We start from the raw sequence: 24,875 nt of genomic DNA on the forward strand, positions 1-24,875 counted from the left end.
GATGAGTGCCACTCTTGTTGCCAAGGATCTTGCCGCAGGACACGGGGACCGAGTCCTGTTCTCCGGCCTCGAACTCGTCGTCGCCCCCGGCGATGTCATCGGCCTGGTCGGTGCCAACGGCGCCGGCAAGTCGACGCTGCTGCGGCTGCTCGCCGGGCTCGACACCCCCGAGCAGGGGGTGCTGCGGCTGAGCCCGCCCAGCGCCGCCGTCGGCCATCTGCCCCAGGAGCCGGAGCGGCGTCCCGGGGAGACCGTACGGGACTTCCTGGCCCGCCGTACCGGCGTCGCCGCCGCGCAGAGCGCGCTCGACGCCGCCACCCAGGCCCTGGTCGACGAGGCGCCCGGCGCCGACGACGCGTACTCCACCGGCCTGGAGCGCTGGCTCGACCTCGGCGGCGCGGACCTGGAGGAGCGCTCCGAGGAGGTCGCCGCCTCGCTGGGGCTGTCCATCGGCCTCGACCAGCAGATGACCTCGCTCTCCGGCGGCCAGGCCGCCCGCGCCGGCCTCGCCTCGCTGCTGCTCAGCCGCTACGACGTGTTCCTGCTCGACGAGCCCACCAACGACCTGGACCTCGACGGCCTCGACCGGCTGGAGAAGTTCGTCAAGGGGCTGCGCGCCGGCACCGTCGTCGTCAGCCACGACCGCGAGTTCCTCACCCGCACCGTCACCAAGGTCGTCGAACTCGACCTGGCCCAGCAGCAGGTGAACATCTACGGCGGCGGCTACGAGGCGTACCTGGAGGAGCGGGAGGTCTCCCGCCGGCACGCCCGCGAGGAGTACGACGAGTTCGCCGACAAGAAGTCCTCTCTCGAAGCGCGCGGACAGATGCAGCGCTCGTGGATGGACCAGGGCGTCAAGAACGCCCGCCGCAAGGCCACGGACAACGACAAGATCGGTCGCAAGTTCCGCAGCGAGGCATCCGAGAAGCAGGCCGCGAAGGCCCGCCAGACGCAGCGCATGATCGAACGCCTCGACGTCGTCGAAGAGCCCCGCAAGGAGTGGGAGCTCAAGATGGAGATCGCCGCGGCGCCCCGGTCCGGGGCCGTGGTGGCGACGCTGCGCGGCGCCGAGGTCCGCCGCGGGGACTTCACGTTCGGCCCGGTGGACCTGCAGATCGACTGGGCGGACCGGGTCGCGATCACCGGCGCCAACGGCTCCGGCAAGTCCACGCTGCTCGCCGCGCTGCTCGGCCGGCTCCCGCTGGACGCCGGCAACGCCGCACTCGGCCCGGGCGTCGTCGTGGGCGAGGTGGACCAGGCCCGCGGACTGTTCTTCGGCGACGAACCGCTGATGGACGCGTTCTCGCTGTCGGTCCCCGACCTGGAGCCCGCCGACGTGCGGACGCTGCTCGCCAAGTTCGGCCTCAAGGCCGCGCACGTGCTGCGCCCCGCGGCGACGCTGTCGCCGGGGGAGCGGACCCGCGCCGCGCTGGCCCTGCTGCAGGCCCGCGGCGTCAATCTGCTGGTCCTCGACGAGCCGACCAACCACCTGGACCTGCCCGCGATCGAGCAGCTGGAGTCGGCGCTCGCCTCGTACAACGGCACGCTGCTGCTGGTCACGCACGACCGGCGGATGCTGGACGCGGTGAGCACCACGCGGCGCATCGAGGTCGCGGACGGCCGGGTCTCCGAAGCCTGATCCGGGCCTGATCCGGGCTTGGTCCAGGGCCTGCTCCCGGCCGGGGCCAGCCGGGCGGAACCGGAATGCCGCGGGCCACGTCCAACCCGTGACCGTTCAGGAACCGGGAGACCGGGAGGCCGCCGGATGCGCGTATGGGCAGGGGCAGTTGCCGTGCTGGCGCTGCTGAGTGCGGTCGGCTGCGGTGCGGATCAACCGCAGAAGGGGAAGGCCGGCGCGCCCCGCTGCGGGTCCACCGTCGTGACCGAGTCGTCGGACGGCAACCACCTCTGCCTCGACGTGGGCAGCTCGGTCCGCGTCGCGCTGCCGGGTGCCGGGTGGGGCCCGGTGACCACGTCCGGCGCCGGCCTGACCGAGGTCTCCGCCGACTCCTTCCGCGCGTCCGCCCCCGGCTCGGTGAAGCTGGCCACCGCCCGGAAGGCCTGCCCCGCGCCCTCCGCACCCGGCATGGTCTCCTGCCACGCCCTGCAGGCATGGACCGTGACGGTCGACGTGCGGCAGCCATAGACACGGACCCGGACAGGCTGTGGGGGCCTGCCCGGGTCCGTCTGACTTCTTCGCGGGATGCGGGACTACCTCAACCAGCGGTGGTTCAGCTGATGTTGAGGGCCGTGTCGTCGAGCACGAAGCTCGTCTGCAGGCTGGAGTCCTCGGTACCGGTGAAGGTGACCTTCACCGACTGCCCCGCGAACGAGGAGAGGTCGAAGGACTTCTGCGCGTAGCCGGTGTTCTTGTTGAGGTTGGAGTACGTGGCCAGCGTGGTGGTGCCGGCCTTCACCGTCAGCTTGTCGTAGGCGGTCGAGGTGGTCGTCTCTGCGGTGTCGATGTGCACCCAGAACGTCAGGGTGGCGTGGCAGCCGCTGGGGACCGTCACCGTCTGGGCGAGCGAGTCGGTGTGGGTGGAGCCGTAGCCGTTGAGCCAGGCCTTCCAGGAACCGGAGTGGGCGGCCTCACTGGCGCTGTTGTCGACCACGCCCGCGGTGGCGGTCCAGGGACTGGCGGTGCCGGTCTCGAAGCCCGGGTTGCCGAAGAGCTGCGAGGTGCCGCAGCCGCCGCCGACCGGGTTCACGACCCAGGTGAAGGACGCGCTGCCGGTGGCGTTGGTGCCGTCCTTGGCGGTCACCGTCACGTTGTAGGTCCCGGCGGTGGTGGGCGTGCCGCTGATCAGGCCGGTGGAGGGGTTGATCGTGACGCCCGGCGGAAGGCCGGTGGCGCTGTAGGTGAGGGTCTGTCCGCTGCCCGAGTCGGAGGCCTGGATCTGCAGCGAGACCGCGGTGTTGACGGTGCTCGACTGGCTGCCCGGGTTCGTCACGGTGACGGTGTTGCCGCCGGTCGAGCCGTTGGTGAAGGCGGCGGTGCCGTTGGGGGTGCCGAGACCGGTCGGGCCGTCGTAGCCGGCCTTGGCGGTGCACAGGTAGCTGCTGCCGCAGGAGCCGTTGGTGCCCGTGGTCACGTCGTTGAGCGACGAGGTGTGGGCGTACGGGTACGAGGCCGGGCTGGTGCCCGCGGCCGGGGTGCCGGCGAGGGCGTAGACGGAGGCGATGATCGGCGCGGAGGCGCTGGTGCCGCCGTACACGTTCCAGCCGCTCGCCTGGTAGCTGTCGTAGACCGCGAGGCCGGTGGCCGGGTCGGCGACCGCCGAGACATCGGCGACGGTGCGCTTGGCGCAGCCGGTGTCGGTCTGCCAGGAGGGCTTGGGGTCGTAGGCGGAGCAGCCGGAGCCGGCGCCGTCGCCGCTGGTGGCGCCCCAGACCTTCTCGGTCCAGCCGCGCGGGGTGCTGGAGCGGCTGAGCGAGGTGCCGCCGACCGAGGTGACGTACTGCGAGGCGGCCGGGTACTCGACGCCGTAGCCGCTGTCACCGGAGCTGACGGTGATCGCGACGCCGGGGTGGTTGAAGTACGCGGCGTCCGAACTGGGGTCGGTGGAGTCCTCGTCGCCGCCGTAGCTGTTGGAGACGTACTTGGCGCCCATCGTGACCGCGCGGTTCACCGCGGCGCCCAGGTCCTCCATGGACGCCGTGGTCGCCTCGACGAGCAGGATGTGGCACTGCGGGCAGACGGCGCTGACCATGTCGACGTCGAGCGAGATCTCACCCGCCCAGCCGGCGTCGGCCGCCGGGTAGTTGCTGCCGCCGTTCTGGTCGACCTTCTTGAAGCAGCCGTTGGCGGTGGTGCAGGCCGGCAGGCCGTACGTGCTGCGGTACGAGCCGAGGTCCGCCTCGGCCTTGGGGTCGTCGTTGGCGTCGATGATCGCGACGGTCGCACCGGCACCGGCCGAGGGCAGGGCGTACGCGCTCTGCAGGTCAGTGGGGCCGTAGCCGGACGGGAGCGCGTTCGGGGCGAGGGTCAGGTGCTGGACCAGGTCGGTGCGGGCCAGCGCGTGACAGGCCATGTAGCCGGCCTGGGTGGGTTCCGAGCAGAGCCGCTCGGTGTGGGCGGTGGTGCTGCTCGCCGCGGCCGGGGCGGCCGTTGCGGGGGTGGCCGACGCGGCTGCCGGGCCGGCGACGGCCAGCATGCCGGCGGAGGCCAGGGCCGCCGCGGACAGGACGGCGGTGACGCCGCGGCGGGTGAGGCGTCTGGCGCGGGTGGGGGTTCTCGATGGCAATGAACAGCCCTCCATGGGGGGATCGGTTCCCGGCGGCGGGCAACCGTCCAGGTCAATGTCATGGTCATGACATGACCTGATGAAGGGAACGCCGCAGGGCTTCGAGTGGCGCACGTTCATTGGTGAGGAATGCGCGGCGAGGGTGACGCCGACGCTGGGGGGAAGAACTGCCACCCCGTTCAGTGGTGGCCAACGCTGAACGTAGTGACACCTGCCCCCAAGGGACTACCGGGCAATGGCAAAGTCTTCCTTTCGGTAGGTGATCTCGGGCGTATAGCTTGAGCGCTCATGGAGTTCGAAGAGGGTCCGGTCAACGACCTTGTGGCGCTGGGGCTCGCGCGGTACGAGGCACGCGTCTACCTCGCGCTCGTCAGACGCGAGTCGTACACCGCCGCCGAGGTGGCCCGCGAGGCGGACGTCCCCCGGCAGCGGGTCTACGACGTCCTCGACGCGCTCGTGCGCCGACGGCTCGCCGTCGCCCGGCCCGGCCGGGTGGCGACGTTCTCCGCGATCGCGCCGGAACTGGCCATCGCCCGGCTGATGGCCCTCCAGCGGGAGTCGCTGGAACGGCTGGACCGGGTCTCGGCCGGGCTCGCCTCCGCGCTGCTGCCGATCTGGACCGACGGGCGGACGCACACCGATCCGCTCGACTACATCGAGGTGCTGCGCGACCCGAAGGTGATCGCCGAGCGGTTCGCGGACATCCAGGAGCAGGCCGGGTACGAGCTGCTCAGCTTCTGCAAGCCGCCCTTCGTCGCCCCCGCCGCCAACACCGAGGGCATCAAGGTGGTCCGCAGGCTGCGCAAGGCCGGGGGAACGGTCCGGGCGATCTACACGCACGACGCGCTCGGCGACGCGGAAGTCCTGGAGAACGTCCGCCGGTTCGGCGAGGCGGGGGAGGAGGCGCGGTTCGCCGCCGAGCTGCCGATGAAGCTGATCATCGCGGACGCCTCGCTGGTGCTGTGCGACATGCCCGACCCGGTGGCCGGAACCGGCTCCACCACCGCGCTCTTCATCGAACACCCGGCCCTCGCGGGCTGTCTGCGCCTCGCCTTCCTGACCGTATGGGGGAGCGCCGAGACACGGCCCACGGATCCGCCGTCGTGAGCGGCGCCGGGCTCTGACCGGGCCGGGGTCGCCGGGCCGTCGCGAGCGTCCCCCCGCCGGGGTGGCCGGGACGCGTTCGGTCGCGCGTCACTGGAGTTAAAGTGGCCGCGTGGCCGTGTTCCTGCTCGGAGTCGGTGCCGCCTGCTGCCTCGGACTGGGCTTCGTACTGCAGCAGCGCGCGGCGCAGCGTGCCCCGCTCGCGGACTTCCTCTCCTTCCGACTCCTCCTCGACCTGATCAAGATGCCCCAGTGGCTGCTGGGCATGGCCCTCATGATCGGCGGCCAGGTGCTCGGGGCGCTGGCCCTGGCGCGCGGCGAGGTCTCCCTCGTCGAACCGCTCCTCGCCACGAACCTGCTGTTCGCCCTGGCGCTGTCCAGATGGCTGTCGGGGCAGCCGCTGGGCCGGAGCGGCTGGGCGGGAGTGGCGCTGCTGGCCCTCGGTGTGACGGCGTTCATCGTCGCCGGGCAGCCGGCCGGCGGTGGCCCGGAGGCGGGAGCGCTGCGCCACTGGCTGGTGCTGGGGATCGTCGTCGGACTCGCGCTGCTGCTGGTGGCCTGCGCCAAACGGCTGCCCGCCTCGTCCGAGGCGACCCTGCTGGCGCTGGCGGCCGGCCTGCTCTACGGGCTGCAGGACGCGCTGACGCGGATCTGCGGTGAGCTGGCCCGGGAGGACGGCGTCCAGATACTGGCGGTGCACTGGCAGCCGTACGTGGTCGCGGCGATCGGGCTCACCGGGCTCGTCCTCGTCCAGAGCGCCTTCGAGACCGCCCCGCTGCGGATGTCGCTGCCCGCCCTGACGGCCGCCCAGCCGCTGGCGGGCATCGCCTGCGGCATCGGCTTCCTCGGGGACCGCTTGCGGGTGACACCCGGGGCGCTGGCCTGGGAGGCGGCCGGGCTCGCGGCGATCACGGTGGGGGTGGTGCTGCTGGGACGGCACCCGGCGATGCCGTGCGCGCAGTCCGACGGCCAGCCGGAGAAGGAACCCACGGCGAGCGCGAGCTGAGGGTCGCGCCGCTGAGTGGAGTGCTGCTGCGGCCCTACCTGGCGCTCAATCCCGGTCCCAGCCGGCGTCGACCTCGAGGAACCGCCCCAGATCGGCGACCTCGGCCTCGATACCGCGCGCGACGACGGCGTCGAGCGGCGGCCGGAACGGGTCGACGCGGACGGTGAGCCGGCCGCCGCTGCCCCGCTCGTGCCGCCAGACGCCGACCACCTCACCGTCGACCAGCACGCACGGGGTGAGGAACCCGCCGCCGGTCGCGACGAGCCGGGCGAAGGACGGATCCAGCAGCAGATCCCGGTCGTGGTAGCCGAGCAGATACGGGTCGAAGTGCCCGATCAGCCGGACGGCCGGTTCCGGTGGCCGCGGCGCGTCCGTGCCGGCCGCCACCCGCAGCGGGCCGACCGGTCCCGCGATCTCCGCCAGCTTCTCCCCGGCCGCCTGGAAGCCGCGCCGGGCCTGGCCGGCGGGCAGGCCCGACCACTTGGCGAAGTCCTTCTCGGCCGTGGGTCCGTAGGCCGAGACATATCGCTCGGCGAGCGCGGCCAGCGCCTCGGTCCCCGACAGGTCCGGTCCGGCGACCCCGTCGAGCCACTCCTCGCGCAGCACATAAGTCGACTTGTCGCCCTCGGTCTCGGGCCCCCGGCACACCAGACCCGTCGCCGCCGCGTACAGCAGCAGATGGGCCGGCGCCTGGCTGCGCGGATCCAGGGCCAGGCCGAGCTCGCCGAGGCCGCGCACGAGGTCGTCGCGGAGCATCGGCGGGCGCCCGGCCAGCACCTTCTCCAGCGCGGGAAGCGCGCGGGCGCAGGTCTCCTCGTCCAGGCCGAGCCGCAGTCGTCTGCCGCGCTGCGCGGCGGCGGCACGCGGGCCCAGCAGCGACGTCATCCAGCGCACGTCCGCCGCCGGGGCGGCGTGCAGGGTGCCGCGCATCAGCCACGTACGGACCAGCGACCGGTCACCGGCGCCGCACGCCGCGTCGACGTCCCCGGCGGTGAGCCCCGAGGTCCTGGCGCGCACCTGCAACCGGCACGCCTTGGCGTCCTGTGCCTGCAGCGCGCCGGCCCGGCGCGCCGCGTCGACGACCCCGGCCCCGTCGCGCGGGCCGGCCAGCCCCTGGGCGTGGACGCGCCAGGACCGCACCTGGGCGGGCGTCAGTTCCGGCATGGATCCCATCCTGCCGCACCCGCCGCCCAGCGCTTGTGCATCCGATCACGAACGGCCCGTTCCTCCCGCTGCCGAGCGGCCGTGTCACCCCTTGCCGAAGTGCTCCAGCGGGAAGGCGCCGGACGCCAGGGCGGTCTGGGTGAAGGATCCGGCCAGTTCGGTGAGACGGGCGACGCCGGTGGCGCCGAGGTGCTCGTACGGGGCCCGGTCGACGCGGTCGGTGCCGGCTTCGATGTCCCGCCGCAGCTCGACGCCCGCGTCGGTCAGCTCGCCCGCCGCGTCGAGCAGCCCGCGCTCCCGCAGCCGGTCCTGGGCGGCGGCCCACTGCTCGGCCGTCCAGCCCCTGCTGGCCTGGACGAAGCGGGGGGTGAAGCCCTTGCCGGTCGCGGTGTGGCTGACGATGGCCTCCAGGCCGTCGAGCTCGGCCGCGACCAGCGCGGCGAGGTGCCCGTCGCCGCGGTGCTCGCGCAGCAGCGTGGCGGCGTGCCAGAGCGCGAGGTGCGGTTCCGTGGGCACCGGCAGGTCGGCGTTGGCGGCGTAGAGCGGGCGGGCGGCCCGGTCGCAGGCCTCGGTGGCGCGCAGCGCCAGGGCGGCGGCCTCCGCCATCTCCGGCGAGGCGACGGTGTCCGCGCCGAGCAGCCGGGTGAGCGCGGTGTCGACGGCGCGCAGCCGGGCGTCGATGACGGCCTCGGGGGTGGCGATCGTCCAGGCGCGCGGGATGTGCCGGGCCACCAGGTCGTGGTTGAAGTTGTAGAAGGTCGCGGTGACCGTACCGGCTCCGACGGCCCCCAGCGGCGCCGCCCGGCCCGCGAAGTACGTCATGCTGCCGGGCTCGAGGCCGAGCCGGGAGAGTTCGGCGGCGAACTCGGGCGAGAAGTACGTACTGGAGTGCAGCGGGTTGAGAGTGTTCTGACAGCGGCGCGACGCGCGGGGGTCCGAAGCGGTAGTAGTCATGAACCCAGGTTACCGACCGGTCAGCATGCTGCCGAGAGACGTGCACACGTTCCGGCCATAGCGACGGAAAACGTTGTACGAGAAGTTCCAGGATCATGAATCGGTGGAAGGAGCGGCGGCAAAGTGATGAGATCGATAGTATTGAGGTGTCCGCTGTACGTCCTACGGAGGCCCTGATGTCCACCGACATACCCGCGCGCATGCTCCCGGTCACGGATCGGACCCGTCATCGGCGGCTGCGGGAGCAGGGCAGTGTGTCCCGCGACGACCTGGACGCGGTGCTGGGCGCCGGCTTCGTCTGCCACCTCGCCGTGGTGGTGGACGGCTCGCCGCTGGCGGTCCCCACCGTCTACGGATTCGACGCCGCCGCCGACACGCTCTATCTGCACGGCTCGGCCGCCAGCCGCAGCCTGGTGCAGTCGCCCGGGGCGTCCGTCTGCGTCACCGTCACCCACATCGACGGACTGGTGCTGGCCCGGTCCGTCTTCGAGCACAGCGTCAACTACCGCAGCGCGATGGTGCTCGGGGTGCCGCGCGCCGTCACCGATCCCGACGAGAAGCTGCACGGGCTGCGCGTCCTGGCCGAGCAGTCCGCGCCCGGCCGGTGGGACTACGCGCGCGGCCCGTCCCGCAAGGAGCTCGCCGCCACCACGCTGCTCGCGCTCGGGATCGACGAGGCCTCGGTGAAGACCAGCACCGGCCACACCGACGACGCCGACGGCCCCGACGGCGAACTGCCGGTATGGGCCGGGGTGCTGCCGCTGCTCCACACCTGGGGCGAGCCCGAGCCTGACCCGGCCCTGCGAGCCGGCATCCCGCTCCCGCCGCACGTCGCGGAGCGGGCGGGCACGCCGGCTGATCTGCCGGGCTGATCTCCGGGGCCGGTCCTGAAGGCCTCCCGGGGCCGGCCTTCAGGACCGGCCCTCCGGGCCGGGTCAGCCGGCCGTCGGCGACCAGGCGAACCGGGCCGGCCGGCCCTCCAGGAAGGCGGCGACGCCCTCGGCCGTGTCCTCGCTCGCGCGCGCCTGCCGCTCCCAGTGCTCGATCCGCGACGGGTCCAGGCCGGGCGCCGCGAACTCCTTCGCCGCGGCCTGGGTGAGCTGCGAGCGCGAGGCCAGGACGGCGGTGAACTCCGCGACCCGCTTGTCGAGTTGCCCGTCCGGGAGCACCTCGTCGACGAGCCCGGTCCGCAGTGCCCGCTCATGGTCGATCAACTCGGCCGAGAACAGCAGGTACTTGGCGGTCGCGGGCCCGACCAGGCCGACCAGCCGCCGGGTGGACGAGGCGGCGTAGACGATGCCGAGCCGGGCCGGGGTGACGCCGAAGCGCGCCCCCTCGGCCGCGAACCGCAGATCGCAGGCGGCGGCGAGCTGGCAGCCGCCGCCCACACAGAAGCCGCGCACGGCCGCGATCGTCGGCTTCGGGAAGGCGGCCAGGGCCTCCTCGGCCCGGACCGCCGCGTCCTGCGTCCGGGCGGAGCCGCTGCCGGCCTCCCGCAGCCCCGAGATGTCCGCGCCCGCGCAGAAGGTGCCGTCCGCCCCGGTGAGCACCAGGACCCGGACGGCCGGATCGGAGGCGAGCCCGTCCAGCAGGCCGGGGAGCGCCTCCCACATCTGCGTGGTCATGGCGTTCCGCTTCGCCGGATTGCTGATCGTCACCGTGGCGGTGCCGTCCGCGATGTCCAGCAGCAGTCCGGGCTGTGGGCCGGGCTTCGGGCCGGGCTCGGGCATCCGGGCTCCCCTTCCGTATGTTCCGCATGTCCCGCGCGGCGCGCGTGCTGTGCGCAGGTGGCCGATCATCGGATCCTATCCGCGACCGAATAGGGGTAAAAAGGCCATAGGGCACATCCATTCGATCGAGGCGAGGAGGCAGCCGTGGCCGCACTCAGGAAGCGGGACCCGCGACCGGAGGCCCGGATCAGCCGCAGTTTCGGATGGCTCACCGCACTCGGCGCCGTACTGGTGCTGTGCGGGCTGTTCGGTCTCGCCTACACGGCCTTCGCCACCCTCACCTCGGTGCTGCTCTTCGGCTGGCTGCTGCTGATCGGGGGCTTCGTCGGCCTGCTGCACGCCGTCCAGTCGCGCGACACGAACTTCTTCTGGCTCGCGCTGGTCGTCGCCGCGCTGAACCTGGCGGCCGGCGTCGTCGTCATCCGCAGGCCGGACGGCACCGCCGCGGCACTGACGATGTTCGCCGCCCTGCTCTTCCTGGCCGGTGGGGTGTTCCGGCTGTTCGGCGGACTGGTGGTGCGCGGCCCGCAGACGGTCTCGACCGTGCTGCAGGGCGCGGTCGGCATCCTGCTGGGCGTCCTGGTGCTGGCCAACTGGCCGGAGAGCAGCCGGTACGTCCTCGGCTTCTTCTTCTCCCTCATGCTGCTCTTCGACGGCCTGGGGCTGATGGCCGGCGGTATCGGCGGCCGGCGCGTCGTCGGCATGGTCACGGACGCCCGCGCCGAGGCGGCGGCCCAGGGGGAAGCGCGGGGGGAGGGCGTGGCGGGGCCGGGCCCGGAAGCCGCGGCGCCGGCGGGACCGCCGAATGACCCGATGGTGGAACATTCCACGAAGCAGGAACAAGGCGATCGGAATCAATCGCCCGAGTGACAAAGTCTTTCGCCGATGGACATGAAGCGCCGAAAAGTGCGGACTTACGGGCACCCGCCCGGTGAACTGCCCCCACTCCGGAGACTCGATCCGTGAGGCGGATCTCGTCGTCGGCCCGACAGCGGGCAGTGGCGGGAACTGCGGGGACACGTCACACGAAGGCGATGGTGGATGCCGTCATGGAGGTCCGCGGGAGCGTCCCGCCCGATCCGGCGACGGCCGAGGTGCCGGTCGATCCGGATGATCCGGGTGGTCCTGGCGCTTCGGGCGGGCCGGGCGCTCCGTTCGCGGCGCCACCGCCGTACGCCGGGGCGTGGCGCTTCACCGCACCGGCGGTGGACTCCTCGGTACCCCAGGTCCGGCACGGTGTCCGGGATCTCATCACCGACCGGAGGGTGCCCGTCGGCGACGATCTGATGGCCGGCATCCTGCTGATCGTGTCGGAGCTGGTGACCAACGCGGTCCGGCACGCGGCGCTGCTGTCACCGCAGATCACCATCGAGATCGCGGTGGGCCCCGACTGGATCCGGGTCGGCGTCGAGGACAACCACCCGTACCGCCCCAAGGCGCTGGAAGCGGAGTACGGCGACACCGGCGGCCGTGGCCTGCTGCTGGTCAAGGCCATCACGGCGGAAGCCGGCGGGATGTGCGACGTGACGCACACCGACTCCGGCGGCAAGGTGATCTGGGCGCTGCTGCCACTGCCGATCACGAACCTTCAACGCTGACGGTCACGACCCTCCAGCGCTGACGATCACGAACCTTCACCGCTGTGGAGCCGGCCCGCCGGGGCCGCTCCGTGGAGCCGCCCCGGCGGATCAGCACGTTCCTACCAGCCGGCGTCGCCGGTCAGCTCGCGGATCGCGGGCAGCGACGCGTCCCACACCGTTCCGAACCAGGCGGAGAACGGGCCGCGCTCGCGGATCTCCTCCAGCTCCGGCGGCGTCACGAACGCGGTCTCGCCGATCTCCTCGGGGTCGGGCCGCAGCTGCGCCCGCACGAGGCCGACGAACAAGTGGTTGAACTCCTGCTCGACCAGCCCGGACTCCGGGTCCGGGTGGTTGTAGCGGACGGTGCCGGCCTCACGCAGCAGCGCGGGAGCCGTTCCCAGCTCCTCCGCGGTGCGGCGGGCGGCGGCCACGAACGGCGGCTCCGCCGGGTACGGGTGCCCGCAGCAGGTGTTCGACCAGACGCCGGGGGAGTGGTACTTGCCCATCGCCCGGCGCTGGAGCAGCAGCCGGCCCTCGTCGTCGAAGAGGAAGACGGAGAAGGCCCGGTGCAGCCGGCCGGGGGCCAGGTGCGCGGACAGCTTCTCGGCGGTGCCGATCGTCACACCGGCCTCGTCGACCAGCTCCAGCATGATCGGTTCCGCGACCCCGTTGCTGGAGGGATCCGTCGCGGGGGTGCCGGGCCGGCCGGTGGCGGGACTGGTTGGCATGTCCATCCTTCGCATTCGACGACAAGTCCTCAGTCTGCCTCACGCGCCGCTCACCGAAGTGGTTGCACCGCCTGCTCCATGTCACCCGGACGGGGTCGGTGGAACGCGCGTTCCCGGTGTGCCGGCTGCCGGTGCGACGGCGTGACGCACAGTGCGCCGGCCGCTACCGGTGACCTCCGCCGTCCGCGATGAGCTGCGGCGATGAAGCGTCCGGGAGCCGCTGCGGCGTCACCCGGACGGCCGAGTGCGGCCACCGCACGGCCGCTGTTTGTTGCTGGGGCCCGGATCGACCATGATGATCACGTGGTTCGCATGGCGGGGAGGGCTCCGGCAAGCGCACGGGCAAGCAAACGGGTGGTGAACGGCCGCTTCCGCGGATCCGATAGCCTCTGCCGACCGCCGTCCACACCGGCCCGCCGACCGCCATCCTCGCCGGCACCCCCACATGTCCAGGGAGTGAGTTCCTCTGCCGATCGCCATCCTCACCGGCCCGCCGGCTCCGGCGTCGCCGCTCGAGGGCGACCTGAGGTCGCTCGGATTCGACGTGATCGAAGCGCCGGAGTCCGGAAGCGGATCCGAAGCGGCGGCCGGCGGTCTCGCGGCACGTATCGCCGCGGTGCCCGCCACCGACCGGGTGGCCGTCGTCGACCGGCGCTTCGTCGGCCACACGCACGCACTGCGACTGGCGCTCACGGACCCCCGCTTCGACGCCTCCGCCGTTCCCGGCGCGCTGGCCGTACAGGCCGCGGCGCGTCCCGCGCTGGTCAGGGCGCTCGCCGCCGGGCCGGCCGGCGGCCGGGTGCCGGACGCCCTCGCCACCGCCCTCGAGGCCGAGGGCGTGCCTCCGCACCGTCCTGAGCTCGGTGTCCTGGTCGCCGCCGTACCCGCCTCGGACGCCGACCGTGCCGAAGCCGCCGCGGCCGTGGCCGCGGTCGACGGGGAGCAGGTCCGGCTGCGCAACGCCGTCAAGGCGCGCGACGGCTTCTTCACCACTTACTGCATCAGCCCGTACTCCCGGTACCTCGCGCGCTGGTGCGCCCGCCGCGGGCTGACCCCGAACCAGGTCACCACCGCGTCCCTGCTCGTCGCGCTGATCGCGGCCGGCTGCGCGGCCACCGGCACCCGGCCCGGCTTCGTCGCCGCCGGTGTCCTGCTGATCGCCTCGTTCGTCCTGGACTGCACCGACGGGCAGCTGGCCCGCTACTCGCTGCAGTACTCGACGCTCGGCGCCTGGCTGGACGCCACCTTCGACCGGGCCAAGGAATACGCGTACTACGCCGGCCTCGCGCTGGGCGCGGCCCGCGGCGGTGACGACGTGTGGGCGCTGGCGCTCGGCGCGATGGTGCTGCAGACCTGCCGGCACGTCGTCGACTTCTCGTTCACCGAGGCCAACCACGACGCGACGGCCAACACGAGCCCGACCGCCGCGCTGTCCGACAAGCTCGACAGCGTCGGCTGGACGGTCTGGGTGCGCCGGATGATCGTGCTGCCGATCGGTGAGCGCTGGGCGATGATCGCGGTCCTCACCGCCGTCACCACGCCGCGCACCACCCTGACCGTGCTGATCATCGGCTGCGCGCTCGCCGCCTGCTACACCACCGCCGGCCGGGTGCTGCGCTCGCTGACCCGGAAGGCGAACCGCACCGACCGGGCCGCCCAGGCGCTCGCCGAGCTGGCCGACAGCGGTCCGCTGGCCGAAGCCGTCGCCCGCGCCACCGGGCCGCTCGCCCGCAGGCTGCCGTCCTTCACCGCCCCCGCTGTCGCCCTGCTCGGCTCCGCCGCACTGGTGGCCACCGCGGCACTGGCCCCGTGGGGCAGCTGGTGGCCGGTGCTGGCCGCCGGCGTATACGTCCTGACCTCGGGTCTGGCCGTCGCCCGGCCGCTGAAGGGCGCGCTCGACTGGCTGGTCCCGCCGTTCTTCCGGGCGGGCGAATACACCACGATCCTCGCGCTGGCGGCCGTCTCGGACGTGAACGGCGCATTGCCCGCCGCTTTCGGCCTGGTGGCCGCCGTCGCCTACCATCACTACGACACGGTGTACCGCATCCGCGGCGGCACCGGGGCGCCACCGAGGGCCCTGGTACGCGCGATCGGCGGACACGAGGGCAGGGCGCTGGCGGTCACCGCGGCGGCCGCCCTCGCGCACCACACAGGTTTTACCGTCACGCTGACGGTCATCGCCGGGGCGCTGACACTCGTGGTGCTCACCGAGAGCATCCGTTTCTGGGTGTCGTCAGCCGCACCCGCTGTACACGACGAATCAGGAGAACCCGCATGATCGGCCTCGTGCTGGCAGCCGGCGCCGGACGGCGTCTGCGTCCCTACACCGACACCCTGCCCAAGGCTCTGGTGCCGGTGGATCCCGAGGGGGCGGGCACCACCACCGTCCTGGACCTGACCCTGGGCAACTTCGCCGAGGTCGGCCTCACCGACGCGGCGATCGTGATCGGCTACCGCGGCGAAGCCGTCGTCGAGCGCAAGGCCGCCCTGGAGAAGAAGTACGGCGTCAAGCTGCACCTCGTCGACAACGACAAGGCGGAGACCTGGAACAACGCCTACTCGCTGTGGTGCGCCCGGGACATCCTCACGGAGGGTGTGATCCTCGCCAACGGCGACACCGTGCACCCGGTCTCCGTCGAGAAGACCCTGCTGGCCGCCCGCGGCCAGGACCGGCGGATCATCCTCGCCCTCGACACGGTGAAGAAGCTCGCCGACGAGGAGATGAAGGTCATCACCGACCCGGCGAAGGGGGTTCAGCGCATCACCAAGCTGATGGACCCGGCCACCGCGACCGGCGAGTACATCGGCGTGACGCTGATCGAGTCGTCGGCCGCCGCCGACCTCGCCGACGCGCTGAAGACGACCTTCGAGAAGGACCCCGACCTCTACTACGAGGACGGCTACCAGGAGCTCGTGAACCGCGGCTTCACCATCGACACCGCGCCGATCGGCGACGTGGCCTGGGTCGAGATCGACAACCACGACGACCTGAAGAAGGCACGGGGGATCGCGTGCCAGTACTGACTCGGCTGATCCCCTCGCCGGTCGTCGTCGACATCAACGGCGGGGCTCTCGCCGATCTGGCCGGCCTCCTGGCCGACCAGCGGATCTCCAGCTCGGGCAAGCTCGCCATCGCGGTCAGCGGCGGCTCCGGCCTCAAGCTGCGCGACCGGCTGGCTCCCGAGCTGCCCGGCGCCGACTGGTACCCGGTCGACGGCGGCACCATCGACGCCGCCGTCAAGCTCGCCGACGCCATGCGCGGCAAGCGGTACGACGCGGTCGTCGGCCTCGGCGGCGGCAAGATCATCGACGTCGCGAAGTACGCGGCCGCCCGGGTCGGGCTGCCGATGGTCGCCGTCGCGACCAACCTCTCGCACGACGGCATCTGCTCGCCGGTCTCCACGCTGGACAACGACAACGGGCGCGGCTCCTACGGGGTGCCCACCCCGATAGCGCTGGTGATCGACCTGGACGTGATCCGCGAGGCCCCGGTGCGCTACGTGCGCTCCGGGATCGGCGACGCGATCTCCAACCTCTCCGCCATCGCGGACTGGGAACTGTCGCACCGTGAGACCGGTGAGCCGATAGACGGTCTCGCCGCCGCCATGGCCCGCTCCGCCGGCGAGTCCGTACTGCGGCACCCGGGCGGGGTGGGCGACGACGCGTTCCTCACCACGCTCGCCGAGGGCCTGGTGCTCTCCGGCATCGCCATGTCGATCAGCGGGGACACCCGCCCGTCGTCCGGCGCCTGCCACGAGATCAGCCACGCCTTCGACCTGCTGTACCCCAAGCGCGCCGCCGCGCACGGCGAGCAGGTCGGCCTGGGCGCCGCCTTCGCCATGTACCTGCGCGGGGCACACGAGGAGTCCGGCCTGATCGCCGAGGTGCTGCGACGCCACGGCCTGCCGGTCACACCCGGCGAGATCGGCTTCTCCGACGAGGAGTTCGTCAAGGCGGTCGAGTACGCACCGCAGACCCGCCCCGGGCGCTACACGATCCTGGAACACCTCGACCTGTCCGCAGACCAGATCAAGGACGCATACGCCGACTATGCCAAAACCATCAGTAGCTGAACTCCGCCCGGTCGTTCATCCCCCAGGGGTGAAGGACCGGCGGAGCGGCGAGCACTGGGCCGGCCGGCTCTACATGCGCGAGCTCTCGCTGCACATCGACCGGCACCTGGTGAACACGCGGGTCACGCCCAACCAGGTGACGTACGTGATGACCGTCGCCGCCGTCCTCGCCGCCCCGGCTCTGCTGGTGCCGGGGATCGCCGGTGCCGTGCTCGGCGTGGTGATGGTCCAGCTGTATCTGCTGTTCGACTGTGTCGACGGCGAGCTCGCCCGCTGGAAGAAGCAGTACTCCCTGGGCGGGGTGTACCTGGACCGCGTCGCCGCCTATCTGTGCGACGCCGCGGTGCTGGTCGGTTTCGGTCTGCGCGGCGCCGACCTGTGGGGCTCCGGGCGGATCGACTGGCTGTGGGCCTTCCTCGGCACGCTGGCCGCCCTCGGCGCCGTGCTGATCAAGGCGGAGACCGATCTCGTCGGCGTCGCCCGTCACCAGCACGGGCTGCCGCCGGTCAAGGAGGCGGCGTCCGAGCCGCGTTCGTCCGGTATGGCGCTGGCCCGCAAGGCCGCCGCGGCGCTGAAGTTCCACCGGCTCGTCCTCGGCATCGAGGCATCCCTGCTGATCCTGGTCCTGGCGATCCTGGACCAGGTCAGGGGCGATCTGTTCTTCTCGCGCCTCGGCATCGCCGTGCTGGCCGGCATCGCGCTGCTGCAGTCGCTCCTGCACCTGGTCAGCATCCTCGCGTCGAGCAGGCTGAAGTGAGTACGCCGCTGAAGCTCGGCGCGGTGATCATCACCATGGGCAACCGTCCCGTGGAGCTGCGCGACCTGCTGGACTCCGTCGCCAAGCAGGACGGCCCGCCGATCGAGGTCGCGCTGGTCGGCAACGGGTCCCCGCTGCCCGAGCTGGCAGGGTCCGCGCCGCGGCTGCGCACCGTCGAGCTGCCCGAGAACCTGGGCATTCCCGGCGGCCGCAACGTCGGCGTCGAGCTCTTCGGCCCGAACGGCTCCGACGTCGACGTGGTGCTGTTCCTCGACGACGACGGGCTGCTGCCCGGCACCGACACCGGGGAGCTGCTCCGCCAGGCCTTCGCGGCCGACCCGGAGCTGGGCATCGTCAGCTTCCGGATCGCGGACCCGGAGACCGGCACCACCCAGCGCCGCCACGTGCCGCGGCTGCGGGCGTCCGACCCCATGCACTCCTCGCGGGTGACCACCTTCCTGGGCGGCGCCAGCGCGGTCCGTACGAAGGTGCTGGCGCAGGTCGGCGGGCTGCCGGACGAGTTCTTCTACGCGCACGAGGAGACGGACCTGGCCTGGCGGGCGCTGGACGCCGGCTGGATGATCGACTACCGGTCGGACATGGTCCTGCACCACCCGCTCACCGAGCCCAGCCGGCACGCGGTCTACCACCGGATGGTGGCCCGCAACCGGGTGTGGCTGGCGCGCCGGAACCTGCCCTGGCCCCTGGTGCCCGCCTACCTCGGCACCTGGATCCTGCTGACCCTGGCCAGACGCCCCTCCGGTCCCGCCCTGCGGGCCTGGATCGGTGGATTCCGGGAAGGCTGGTCGACACCGTGCGGCCCCCGGCGCCCCATGAAGTGGCGCACGGTATGGCGGCTGACCCGACTGGGCCGACCCCCGATCATCTGACAAGCTCGAACCTGAGAGCATCGGTCGCAGTCCGGGACCCCCCTACCCCGGACGCGCACCTTGAGGACGAAAGTGTCTACTGTGAGCGGAACAGCGCACGACGGCGCCGTCGCCGTGAGTGTCCCATCGGACTCCCCGGCCGACGGCGGGCTGTCGGCTTCCGAGCTGGCGGCGAAGTACGGGCTGTCGGTCAGTGGTGCCCGGCCGGGCCTGGCCGAGTACACCCGGCAGTTGTGGGGCCGGCGGCACTTCATCAACGAGTTCGCGAAGGCGCGGACGCAGGCGCAGTACACCGATGCCCGGCTGGGTCAGCTGTGGCAGGTGATGACGCCGTTGCTGAACGCGGCGGTGTACTACCTGATCTTCGGGCTGTTGCTGGGTACCGACCGCGGTGTGGACAACTTCATCGCGTTCCTGGTGACCGGCATCTTCATCTTCACGTTCACCCAGTCGTCGATCATGAGCGGTGTGAAGGCGGTGGCGGGGAACCTGGGGCTGATCCGGGCGCTGCACTTCCCGCGGGCGTCGATGCCGCTGGCGTTCACGCTGATGCAGCTGCAGCAGTTGCTGATGTCGATGCTGGTGCTGTTCTCGATCGTGCTGATGACCGGTGAGGTGCCGACCTGGTCGTGGTTCCTGGCGATTCCGGCGCTGTTCATCCAGTCGGTGTTCAACGCCGGTGTGGCGCTGGCGGTGGCCCGGCTGGGCAGCAAGATGACGGACCTGGCGCAGCTGATGCCGTTCATCCTGCGGACGTGGATGTACACCTCCGGCGTGATGTACAGCATCGCCAATTTCACGAAGGACGCACCGTACTTCGTGAAGCTCCTGCTCGACATCAACCCGGTGGCCGTCTACATCGACCTGATGCGCTTCGCGTTGATCGACAGCGTGACGGCCGAGCAGATGCCGCCGCACGTGTGGGCGGTCGCGGTGGGCTGGGCGATCTTCGCGGGCGTCGGCGGGTATGTGTATTTCTGGAAGGCTGAGGAGAAGTACGGCCGTGGCTGAGCAGACTGAAACCCGTGTCCCCACCGTGATCGTGGACGATGTGCACATCGTCTACCGGGTGCACGGCGCGGGAAACAGCAAAGGCAGCGCGACGGCTGCCCTGGGACGCATAATCTCGCGCAAGTCGTCGCCCAACGTCCGGCTGGTCCATGCCGTGCGCGGGGTGAGTTTCACTACGTACCGGGGTGAGGCGGTCGGCCTGATCGGGTCGAACGGGTCGGGCAAGTCGACGATGCTGCGGGCCATCGCGGGTCTGCTGCCGCCGGAGAGCGGCCGGGTCTACACCGACGGCCAGCCCTCGCTGCTGGGCGTCAACGCGGCGCTGATGAACGACCTGACCGGCGAGCGGAACGTCATACTCGGCGGCCTGGCGATGGGCATGTCGCAGGAGGAGATCCGCGAGCGGTACCAGGGCATCGTGGAGTTCTCCGGGATCAACGAGAAGGGTGACTTCATCTCGTTGCCGATGCGGACGTATTCCTCGGGCATGGCGGCCCGGCTGCGGTTCTCGATCGCGGCGGCCAAGAACCACGACGTGCTGATGATCGACGAGGCGCTGGCCACCGGCGACCGCTCCTTCCAGCGCCGCTCGGAGGAACGCATTCGTGAGCTGCGCAAGGAAGCCGGCACCGTCTTCCTGGTCAGCCACAACAACAAGTCGATCCGTGACACCTGTGACCGGGTGCTGTGGCTGGAGAAGGGCGAGCTCCTCATGGACGGCCCGACGGACGACGTGCTGAAGGCTTACGAAGAGGCCAGCAACAAGTAGCCGGCGGGCGGCCCGGACCAGCGGTCCGCGCCGCCGCACGGACGATCGGGCCCCCGCCGGGCAGAACCGGTGGGGGCCCGTCCGTTTCGCGCGTGATCCGCCGCCGGGGCCCGGGCACCCGCCTGGAACATCCCGTGCGCCCCTCTCCGGGGACGCCAACCGGCGCTGCCGGGAGCCCGATTGCCGGCGGACGGGGGGAATCCGAACGGAATCCCGCCGGTCGCTCGCGCCCCCGGCGTACGCCGGTGACCTGCCCGACGTAAGCTGTAGCGGTGCTCCGGGGTGGGCGCGGCGTGTCCGAAATGGGAAGATTCTTCCCAGCGGTGTAGAACGGGGAGTGTGGCGGCCATGAAGATCGGGACCATCCAGCTCCACAGCGCGCCGGCCGCGCGTGGGACGGGAAGCCCGCGGTGACCGCCGACGCGCAGTCGCGCGCCGTCCTCGACAAGGCCGCCCGCGAGAACTTCCCGGTCGCTCCGTTCTTCGTGCCGAAGGCGTGGCGCGGCGATCTGATGGCCGTCTACGGCTTCGCCCGGCTCGTCGACGACATCGGCGACGGCGATCTGGCCAACGGCGGCCGCGACGACGCCGCCCGGCTCGGCCTTCCGCAGGACGCCGCCGAGGACCGGATCGTCATGCTCGACGCGTTCGAGGACGATCTGCGGAAGGTCTTCGCCGGAACCCCCCGCCATCCGCTGCTCCTGGCGCTGCAGCCCACCGTCCGCCGGCACGGGCTGACCCCCGGCCCCTTCGAGGGTCTGATCGAGGCCAACCGCCAGGACCAGCGGGTCCGGCGCTACGACACGTACGAGGACCTGCTCGCCTACTGCGAGCTGTCCGCCAACCCGGTGGGCCGGCTCGTTCTGGGGATCACGGGCACCTCGACACCCGAGCGGAACCGGCTCTCCGACGCCGTCTGCACCGCGCTGCAGATCGTCGAGCACTTGCAGGACGTGACCGAGGACCTCGGCCGCGACCGTATCTACCTGCCGGCACAGGACATGAAACGCTTCGGAGTCACCGAAGCGGACCTCGCCGCCCCCACCGCTGGCGCACAGGTGCGCGCACTGGTGGCATTCGAAGCGGAACGCGCCCGGGACCTTCTGAATGAAGGCACCCCATTGGTGGGTAGCGTCCGTGGCAGGCTCAGGCTTCTGCTCGCCGGCTTCGTCGGCGGCGGGCGTGCCGCGCTGAAGGCGGTCGAGAGTGCGGGCTACGACGTGCTCCCGGGACCGCCGAAAGCCACCAGACCAAGCCTGCTGCGCGAAGTGGGGTCGACATTGCGAAGAAAGGGGTGAGGCGGACCGTGAACGGTTCTGCCCACACGTCCGGGCCGGTTCTCGCCGCCTACCGTTACTGCGAGAGCGTGACCGGGCACGAGGCCCGCAACTTCGCCTACGGCATCCGCCTGCTGCCCCTCCCCAAGCGGCAGGCCATGTCGGCCCTCTATGCCTTCTCCCGCCGCGTCGACGACATCGGCGACGGCGACCTCGACCCCGCGGTCAAGCAGATCCGGCTCGACGAGACCCGGGCCCTGCTGGCCCGGATCCGCGCGGGTGAGATCCGCGAGGACGACACCGACCCGGTGGCGGTGGCGCTCACCGACGCGGCACGCCGTTTTCCGCTGCCGCTCGGCGGACTCGACGAACTGATCGACGGCGTCCTGATGGACGTGCACGGCGAGACGTACGAGACCTGGGACGACCTGGCGGCGTACTGCCGCTGCGTCGCGGGCGCCATCGGACGGCTCTCGCTGGGCGTCTTCGGCACCGTCGGTCCCGGCCGACGGGGCACCGGCGACATGGAGCGCGCCGCCGGGTACGCCGACACCCTCGGCCTCGCCCTGCAACTCACCAACATCCTGCGGGACGTCCGGGAGGACGCCGGCAACGGCCGGACCTATCTGCCCGCCCAGGACCTCGCCAAGTTCGGCTGCTCGGAGGGGTTCCACACCGACACCCCGCCGCCCGGCTCGGATTTCGCCGGCCTGATCGAGTACGAAGTACGCCGGGCCCGCGCCCTGTTCGCGACCGGCTACCAATTGCTACCTATGCTCGACCGCCGCAGCGGCGCCTGTGTGGCCGCGATGGCGGGTATCTACCGCAGACTGCTGGACCGGATCGCCGCGGATCCCGAGGCGGTGCTGCGCGGCCGGGTTTCGCTTCCGGGTCACCAGAAGGCGTACGTAGCCGTACGCGGTCTGGCCGGTCTCGACGCCCGCCGCTCGGCACGGGGGCGCGGGTGACGTTCCTAGCAACCAGTCAGGTCCCCAGCGCGTCAGTGCCGGTGACGGAGCGTCGTGTCGCGTCGGGCGCCGGCGAAAGGGGGGAGTGCGGATGAGCGGATCCGAGGTGTACGGACGTCCTCCGGAGACGGCCGCGGTGGTCGTGGGCGGCGGGCTGGCCGGCACCACGGCGGCGCTGGAGCTGGCCGACGCCGGGCTCCGGGTGACGCTGATCGAATCACGTCCCCGGCTGGGCGGACTGGCGTTCTCGTTCAAGCGCGGTGAGCTGACCGTCGACAACGGGCAGCATGTCTTCCTGCGCTGCTGCACCGCCTACCAGTGGTTCGTCGACCGGATCGCGGCCCGTGACCTGGTCACCCTCCAGGACCGGCTCGACGTGCCCGTCCTGGACGCGGCGACCATGCGGCTGGGCCGGCTGCGCCGCGCCGCGCTGCCCGTGCCGCTGCACCTGGCGGCGAGCCTCGCCACGTATCCGCACCTGTCGCTCCGGGAGCGGGCCACGGTCGGCCGCGCCGCGCTGGCGCTGCGCGCCCTGGACCTGGCGGACCCGGCACTGGACGACACCGACTTCGCGAGCTGGCTGCGGGACCGGGGCCAGTCCCCGCGCACCATCGAGGCGCTGTGGGACCTGGTGGGCGTCGCGACGCTCAACGCCACCGCGGCGAACGCCTCGCTGGGGCTGGCCGCCATGGTCTTCAAGACCGGGCTGCTGTCCGAGGCCGGCGCCGCCGACATCGGCTGGGCCGCCGCGCCGCTCGGCGAGCTGCACGACGACCGGGCCCGCAAGGCCCTGGACGCGGCGGGCGTCCGGATCATGCTGCGGTCCCGGGTGACCGGCATCAAGCCGGCCGCCGGGGGCGGCTGGCTGGTCGACGCCGAGACCGGGCCGGGGCGCGGCGAGCAGCTCGACGCCGGCACCGTCGTCATGGCCCTGCCGCAGCGCGAGACCCACGGGCTGCTGCCCGAGGGCGCGCTGGACGACCCGGACGCGCTGCTGGGGATCGGCACCGCGCCGATCCTGAACGTGCACGTCGTCTACGACCGCCAGGTGCTGCGCCAGCCGTTCTTCGCCGCGCTCGGCAGCCCCGTCCAGTGGGTCTTCGACCGGACCGGGAGCTCGGGGATGACCGGTCCCGGCCAGTACCTGGCCGTCTCGCAGTCCGCCGTCGAGGACGAGATCGATCTGCCGGTCGCGGAGCTGCGGGAGCGCTATCTGCCGGAGCTGGAACGTCTGCTGCCCGCGGCCAGGGGGGCCGGTGTGACGGACTTCTTCGTCACCCGGGAGCGCACGGCGACCTTCGCCCCGGCTCCCGGTGTCGGCCGGCTGCGGCCGGGAGCGGCCACCCGCGCCCCCGGTCTGTACCTGGCCGGCGCGTGGACCGACACCGGCTGGCCCGCGACCATGGAGAGCGCCGTGCGCAGCGGACTGCACGCCTCCCGAGAAGCTTTGACCGCACTAGGCCTTCCGTTCGAGAACGATGTTGTGAGGGCCGTATGAGCACAGCCAGTGCAACCAGAGGAGTAAACGTGACCGCTGCCGGCGTCCTTGAGCTGCTGGAGCGCGGCCGCACCCTGTCCACACCGGTGCTCCGCTCGGCCGTGGAACGGCTCGCGCCACCGATGGACACCGTCGCCGCCTACCACTTCGGGTGGATCGACGCGGCCGGCCGGCCGGCCGACGGCGACGGCGGCAAGGCCGTGCGCCCCGCGCTGGCCCTGCTGTCCGCCGAGGCGGCGGGAGTGCCGCCCGAGGTCGGCATCCCCGGCGCGGTCGCCGTCGAGCTGGTCCACAACTTCTCACTGCTGCACGACGACCTGATGGACGGCGACGAGCAGCGCCGGCACCGCGACACCGTATGGAAGGTGCACGGTCCCGCCCAGGCGATCCTGGTCGGTGACGCACTGTTCGCGCTCGCCAACGAGGTGCTGCTGGAGCAGTGCACCGTGGACGCGGGCCGCGCCACCCGGCGGCTCACCGTCGCGACCCGCAAGCTGATCGACGGCCAGGCCCAGGACATCTCCTTCGAGCACCGCGAGCGGGTCACCGTCGAGGAGTGCCTGGAGATGGAGGGCAACAAGACCGGTGCCCTGCTGGCCTGCGCCTCCTCCATCGGCGCGGTGCTCGGCGGCGCGTCGGACTCCGACGCCGACGCGCTGGAGGAGTACGGCTACCACCTCGGGCTGGCCTTCCAGGCGATCGACGATCTGCTCGGCATCTGGGGTGACCCGGCCGCGACCGGCAAGCAGACCTGGAGCGATCTGCGGCAGCGCAAGAAGTCACTGCCCGTGGTCGCCGCGCTGGCGGCCGGCGGCAGCGCTTCGGAACAACTCGGGGAACTGCTGGCGGCAGATGCCAAGAATCCTGAAACAGGTGCGTTCAGTGAGGAAGAGTTCGCCCTGCGGGCGGCGTTGATCGAAGAGGCGGGAGGCCGGGAGTGGACGTCCCAGGAAGCCCGCCGGCAATACGCCACTGCAATCGCCGCGCTGGATAAAATGGACATGCCGGACGAAATTCAACGTAAGCTCGTAGGCCTGGCGGATTTTGTGGTGGTTCGCGAGAAATAAAGATCTAACGTGGAGCGCAGCACGTCGCCGACCAAGCACGTGTAACGGTCGACGG

At 71.9% G+C, this 24,875-nt stretch carries 23 protein-coding genes; 18 read left to right on the forward strand and 5 right to left on the reverse strand.

The genetic code is table 11. The features are described from left to right. Window position 1: 1 nt before the first annotated feature. Both LNW72_RS31670 and LNW72_RS31675 read left to right on the forward strand, forming a co-directional pair. Window positions 2-1,639, forward strand: coding sequence for an ABC-F family ATP-binding cassette domain-containing protein (locus tag LNW72_RS31670; RefSeq protein WP_250978491.1), 1,638 nt, complete (start codon window positions 2-4; stop codon window positions 1,637-1,639). Between the two features lie 126 nt (window positions 1,640-1,765). Further along, entirely contained in the window at window positions 1,766-2,146 is a 381-nt protein-coding gene (locus tag LNW72_RS31675) for a hypothetical protein (RefSeq protein ID WP_250978492.1), read from the forward strand. 85 nt (window positions 2,147-2,231) lie between these two features. Here the strand turns inward: LNW72_RS31675 and LNW72_RS31680 are convergent, their stop codons facing one another. Further along, window positions 2,232-4,244, reverse strand: a complete 2,013-nt coding sequence (locus LNW72_RS31680) for a putative Ig domain-containing protein (protein WP_374117362.1) — start codon at window positions 4,242-4,244, stop codon at window positions 2,232-2,234. Window positions 4,245-4,532: 288 nt separating this feature from the next. Between LNW72_RS31680 and LNW72_RS31685 the strand changes: the two genes are divergently transcribed. After that, entirely contained in the window at window positions 4,533-5,351 is an 819-nt protein-coding gene (locus LNW72_RS31685) for a TrmB family transcriptional regulator (RefSeq protein WP_250978493.1), read from the forward strand. Window positions 5,352-5,460: 109 nt separating this feature from the next. Next, window positions 5,461-6,354: a DMT family transporter gene (locus LNW72_RS31690; protein ID WP_250978494.1), complete on the forward strand. Its 894-nt coding sequence runs from the start codon at window positions 5,461-5,463 to the stop codon at window positions 6,352-6,354. A gap of 45 nt (window positions 6,355-6,399) precedes the next feature. Here LNW72_RS31690 and LNW72_RS31695 read toward each other — a convergent pair whose 3' ends face one another. Together LNW72_RS31695 and LNW72_RS31700 are read right to left on the reverse strand one after the other, a co-directional pair. Further along, entirely contained in the window at window positions 6,400-7,518 is a 1,119-nt protein-coding gene (locus LNW72_RS31695; RefSeq protein ID WP_250978495.1) for a winged helix DNA-binding domain-containing protein, read from the reverse strand. 84 nt (window positions 7,519-7,602) lie between these two features. Continuing rightward, window positions 7,603-8,472, reverse strand: a complete 870-nt coding sequence (locus LNW72_RS31700; protein WP_250978496.1) for a hypothetical protein — start codon at window positions 8,470-8,472, stop codon at window positions 7,603-7,605. Between the two features lie 176 nt (window positions 8,473-8,648). On the opposite strand from LNW72_RS31700, the gene LNW72_RS31705 reads away from it, so the two are divergent. Further along, window positions 8,649-9,344, forward strand: coding sequence for a pyridoxamine 5'-phosphate oxidase family protein (locus LNW72_RS31705; protein WP_250978497.1), 696 nt, complete (start codon window positions 8,649-8,651; stop codon window positions 9,342-9,344). A gap of 63 nt (window positions 9,345-9,407) precedes the next feature. Here the strand turns inward: LNW72_RS31705 and LNW72_RS31710 are convergent, their stop codons facing one another. Then, complete coding sequence (locus LNW72_RS31710) at window positions 9,408-10,202, reverse strand: enoyl-CoA hydratase/isomerase family protein (protein WP_250978498.1); 795 nt, start codon at window positions 10,200-10,202, stop codon at window positions 9,408-9,410. 144 nt (window positions 10,203-10,346) lie between these two features. Between LNW72_RS31710 and LNW72_RS31715 the strand changes: the two genes are divergently transcribed. Together LNW72_RS31715 and LNW72_RS31720 are read left to right on the forward strand one after the other, a co-directional pair. Beyond that, window positions 10,347-11,072, forward strand: a complete 726-nt coding sequence (locus LNW72_RS31715) for an HdeD family acid-resistance protein (protein ID WP_250978499.1) — start codon at window positions 10,347-10,349, stop codon at window positions 11,070-11,072. A 179-nt stretch (window positions 11,073-11,251) separates the two neighbouring features. Further along, window positions 11,252-11,800 (forward strand): ATP-binding protein, encoded by a 549-nt coding sequence (locus LNW72_RS31720; protein WP_374117432.1) that lies wholly within the window; start codon window positions 11,252-11,254, stop codon window positions 11,798-11,800. A gap of 101 nt (window positions 11,801-11,901) precedes the next feature. Here LNW72_RS31720 and idi read toward each other — a convergent pair whose 3' ends face one another. Next, window positions 11,902-12,510 carry an isopentenyl-diphosphate Delta-isomerase gene (gene idi, locus LNW72_RS31725; protein ID WP_250978501.1) on the reverse strand — a complete coding sequence of 203 codons (609 nt, stop codon included), beginning with the start codon at window positions 12,508-12,510 and terminating at the stop codon, window positions 11,902-11,904. 466 nt (window positions 12,511-12,976) lie between these two features. On the opposite strand from idi, the gene LNW72_RS31730 reads away from it, so the two are divergent. The 11 genes from LNW72_RS31730 (at window position 12,977) to LNW72_RS31780 (ending at window position 24,820) form a co-directional block, all read left to right on the forward strand. Then, on the forward strand, window positions 12,977-14,788 hold the full coding sequence (locus tag LNW72_RS31730) for a DUF5941 domain-containing protein (protein WP_250980398.1): 1,812 nt from the start codon (window positions 12,977-12,979) through the stop codon (window positions 14,786-14,788). Continuing rightward, the gene (locus LNW72_RS31735; RefSeq protein ID WP_138355760.1) at window positions 14,785-15,534 is read left to right on the forward strand and encodes a sugar phosphate nucleotidyltransferase; all 750 of its coding nucleotides are present in this window, start codon (window positions 14,785-14,787) and stop codon (window positions 15,532-15,534) included. Before LNW72_RS31730 ends, LNW72_RS31735 begins: the two co-directional genes overlap by 4 nt. Further along, the gene (locus tag LNW72_RS31740; RefSeq protein WP_250978502.1) at window positions 15,522-16,583 is read left to right on the forward strand and encodes an iron-containing alcohol dehydrogenase family protein; all 1,062 of its coding nucleotides are present in this window, start codon (window positions 15,522-15,524) and stop codon (window positions 16,581-16,583) included. The genes LNW72_RS31735 and LNW72_RS31740 overlap by 13 nt, the downstream gene beginning before the upstream one ends. Beyond that, complete coding sequence (locus tag LNW72_RS31745; protein WP_250978503.1) at window positions 16,561-17,340, forward strand: CDP-alcohol phosphatidyltransferase family protein; 780 nt, start codon at window positions 16,561-16,563, stop codon at window positions 17,338-17,340. The genes LNW72_RS31740 and LNW72_RS31745 overlap by 23 nt, the downstream gene beginning before the upstream one ends. Further along, window positions 17,337-18,230: a glycosyltransferase family 2 protein gene (locus tag LNW72_RS31750; protein ID WP_250978504.1), complete on the forward strand. Its 894-nt coding sequence runs from the start codon at window positions 17,337-17,339 to the stop codon at window positions 18,228-18,230. The genes LNW72_RS31745 and LNW72_RS31750 overlap by 4 nt, the downstream gene beginning before the upstream one ends. 81 nt (window positions 18,231-18,311) lie before the next feature. Next, on the forward strand, window positions 18,312-19,241 hold the full coding sequence (locus LNW72_RS31755) for an ABC transporter permease (RefSeq protein WP_250978505.1): 930 nt from the start codon (window positions 18,312-18,314) through the stop codon (window positions 19,239-19,241). After that, complete coding sequence (locus LNW72_RS31760; protein ID WP_250978506.1) at window positions 19,198-20,010, forward strand: ABC transporter ATP-binding protein; 813 nt, start codon at window positions 19,198-19,200, stop codon at window positions 20,008-20,010. Before LNW72_RS31755 ends, LNW72_RS31760 begins: the two co-directional genes overlap by 44 nt. 410 nt (window positions 20,011-20,420) lie before the next feature. Continuing rightward, entirely contained in the window at window positions 20,421-21,308 is an 888-nt protein-coding gene (gene hpnC / locus LNW72_RS31765; protein WP_250978507.1) for a squalene synthase HpnC, read from the forward strand. Then, window positions 21,305-22,255: a presqualene diphosphate synthase HpnD gene (hpnD, locus tag LNW72_RS31770; protein ID WP_374117363.1), complete on the forward strand. Its 951-nt coding sequence runs from the start codon at window positions 21,305-21,307 to the stop codon at window positions 22,253-22,255. Before hpnC ends, hpnD begins: the two co-directional genes overlap by 4 nt. Window positions 22,256-22,346: 91 nt before the next feature. Then, window positions 22,347-23,753: a hydroxysqualene dehydroxylase HpnE gene (hpnE, locus tag LNW72_RS31775; protein WP_250978509.1), complete on the forward strand. Its 1,407-nt coding sequence runs from the start codon at window positions 22,347-22,349 to the stop codon at window positions 23,751-23,753. Further along, on the forward strand, window positions 23,750-24,820 hold the full coding sequence (locus LNW72_RS31780) for a polyprenyl synthetase family protein (protein WP_138358814.1): 1,071 nt from the start codon (window positions 23,750-23,752) through the stop codon (window positions 24,818-24,820). Before hpnE ends, LNW72_RS31780 begins: the two co-directional genes overlap by 4 nt. Window positions 24,821-24,875: the final 55 nt, after the last annotated feature.

The sequence above is a fragment of the Streptomyces sp. RKAG293 genome, from assembly GCF_023701745.1.
Lineage (GTDB): Bacteria > Actinomycetota > Actinomycetes > Streptomycetales > Streptomycetaceae > Actinacidiphila.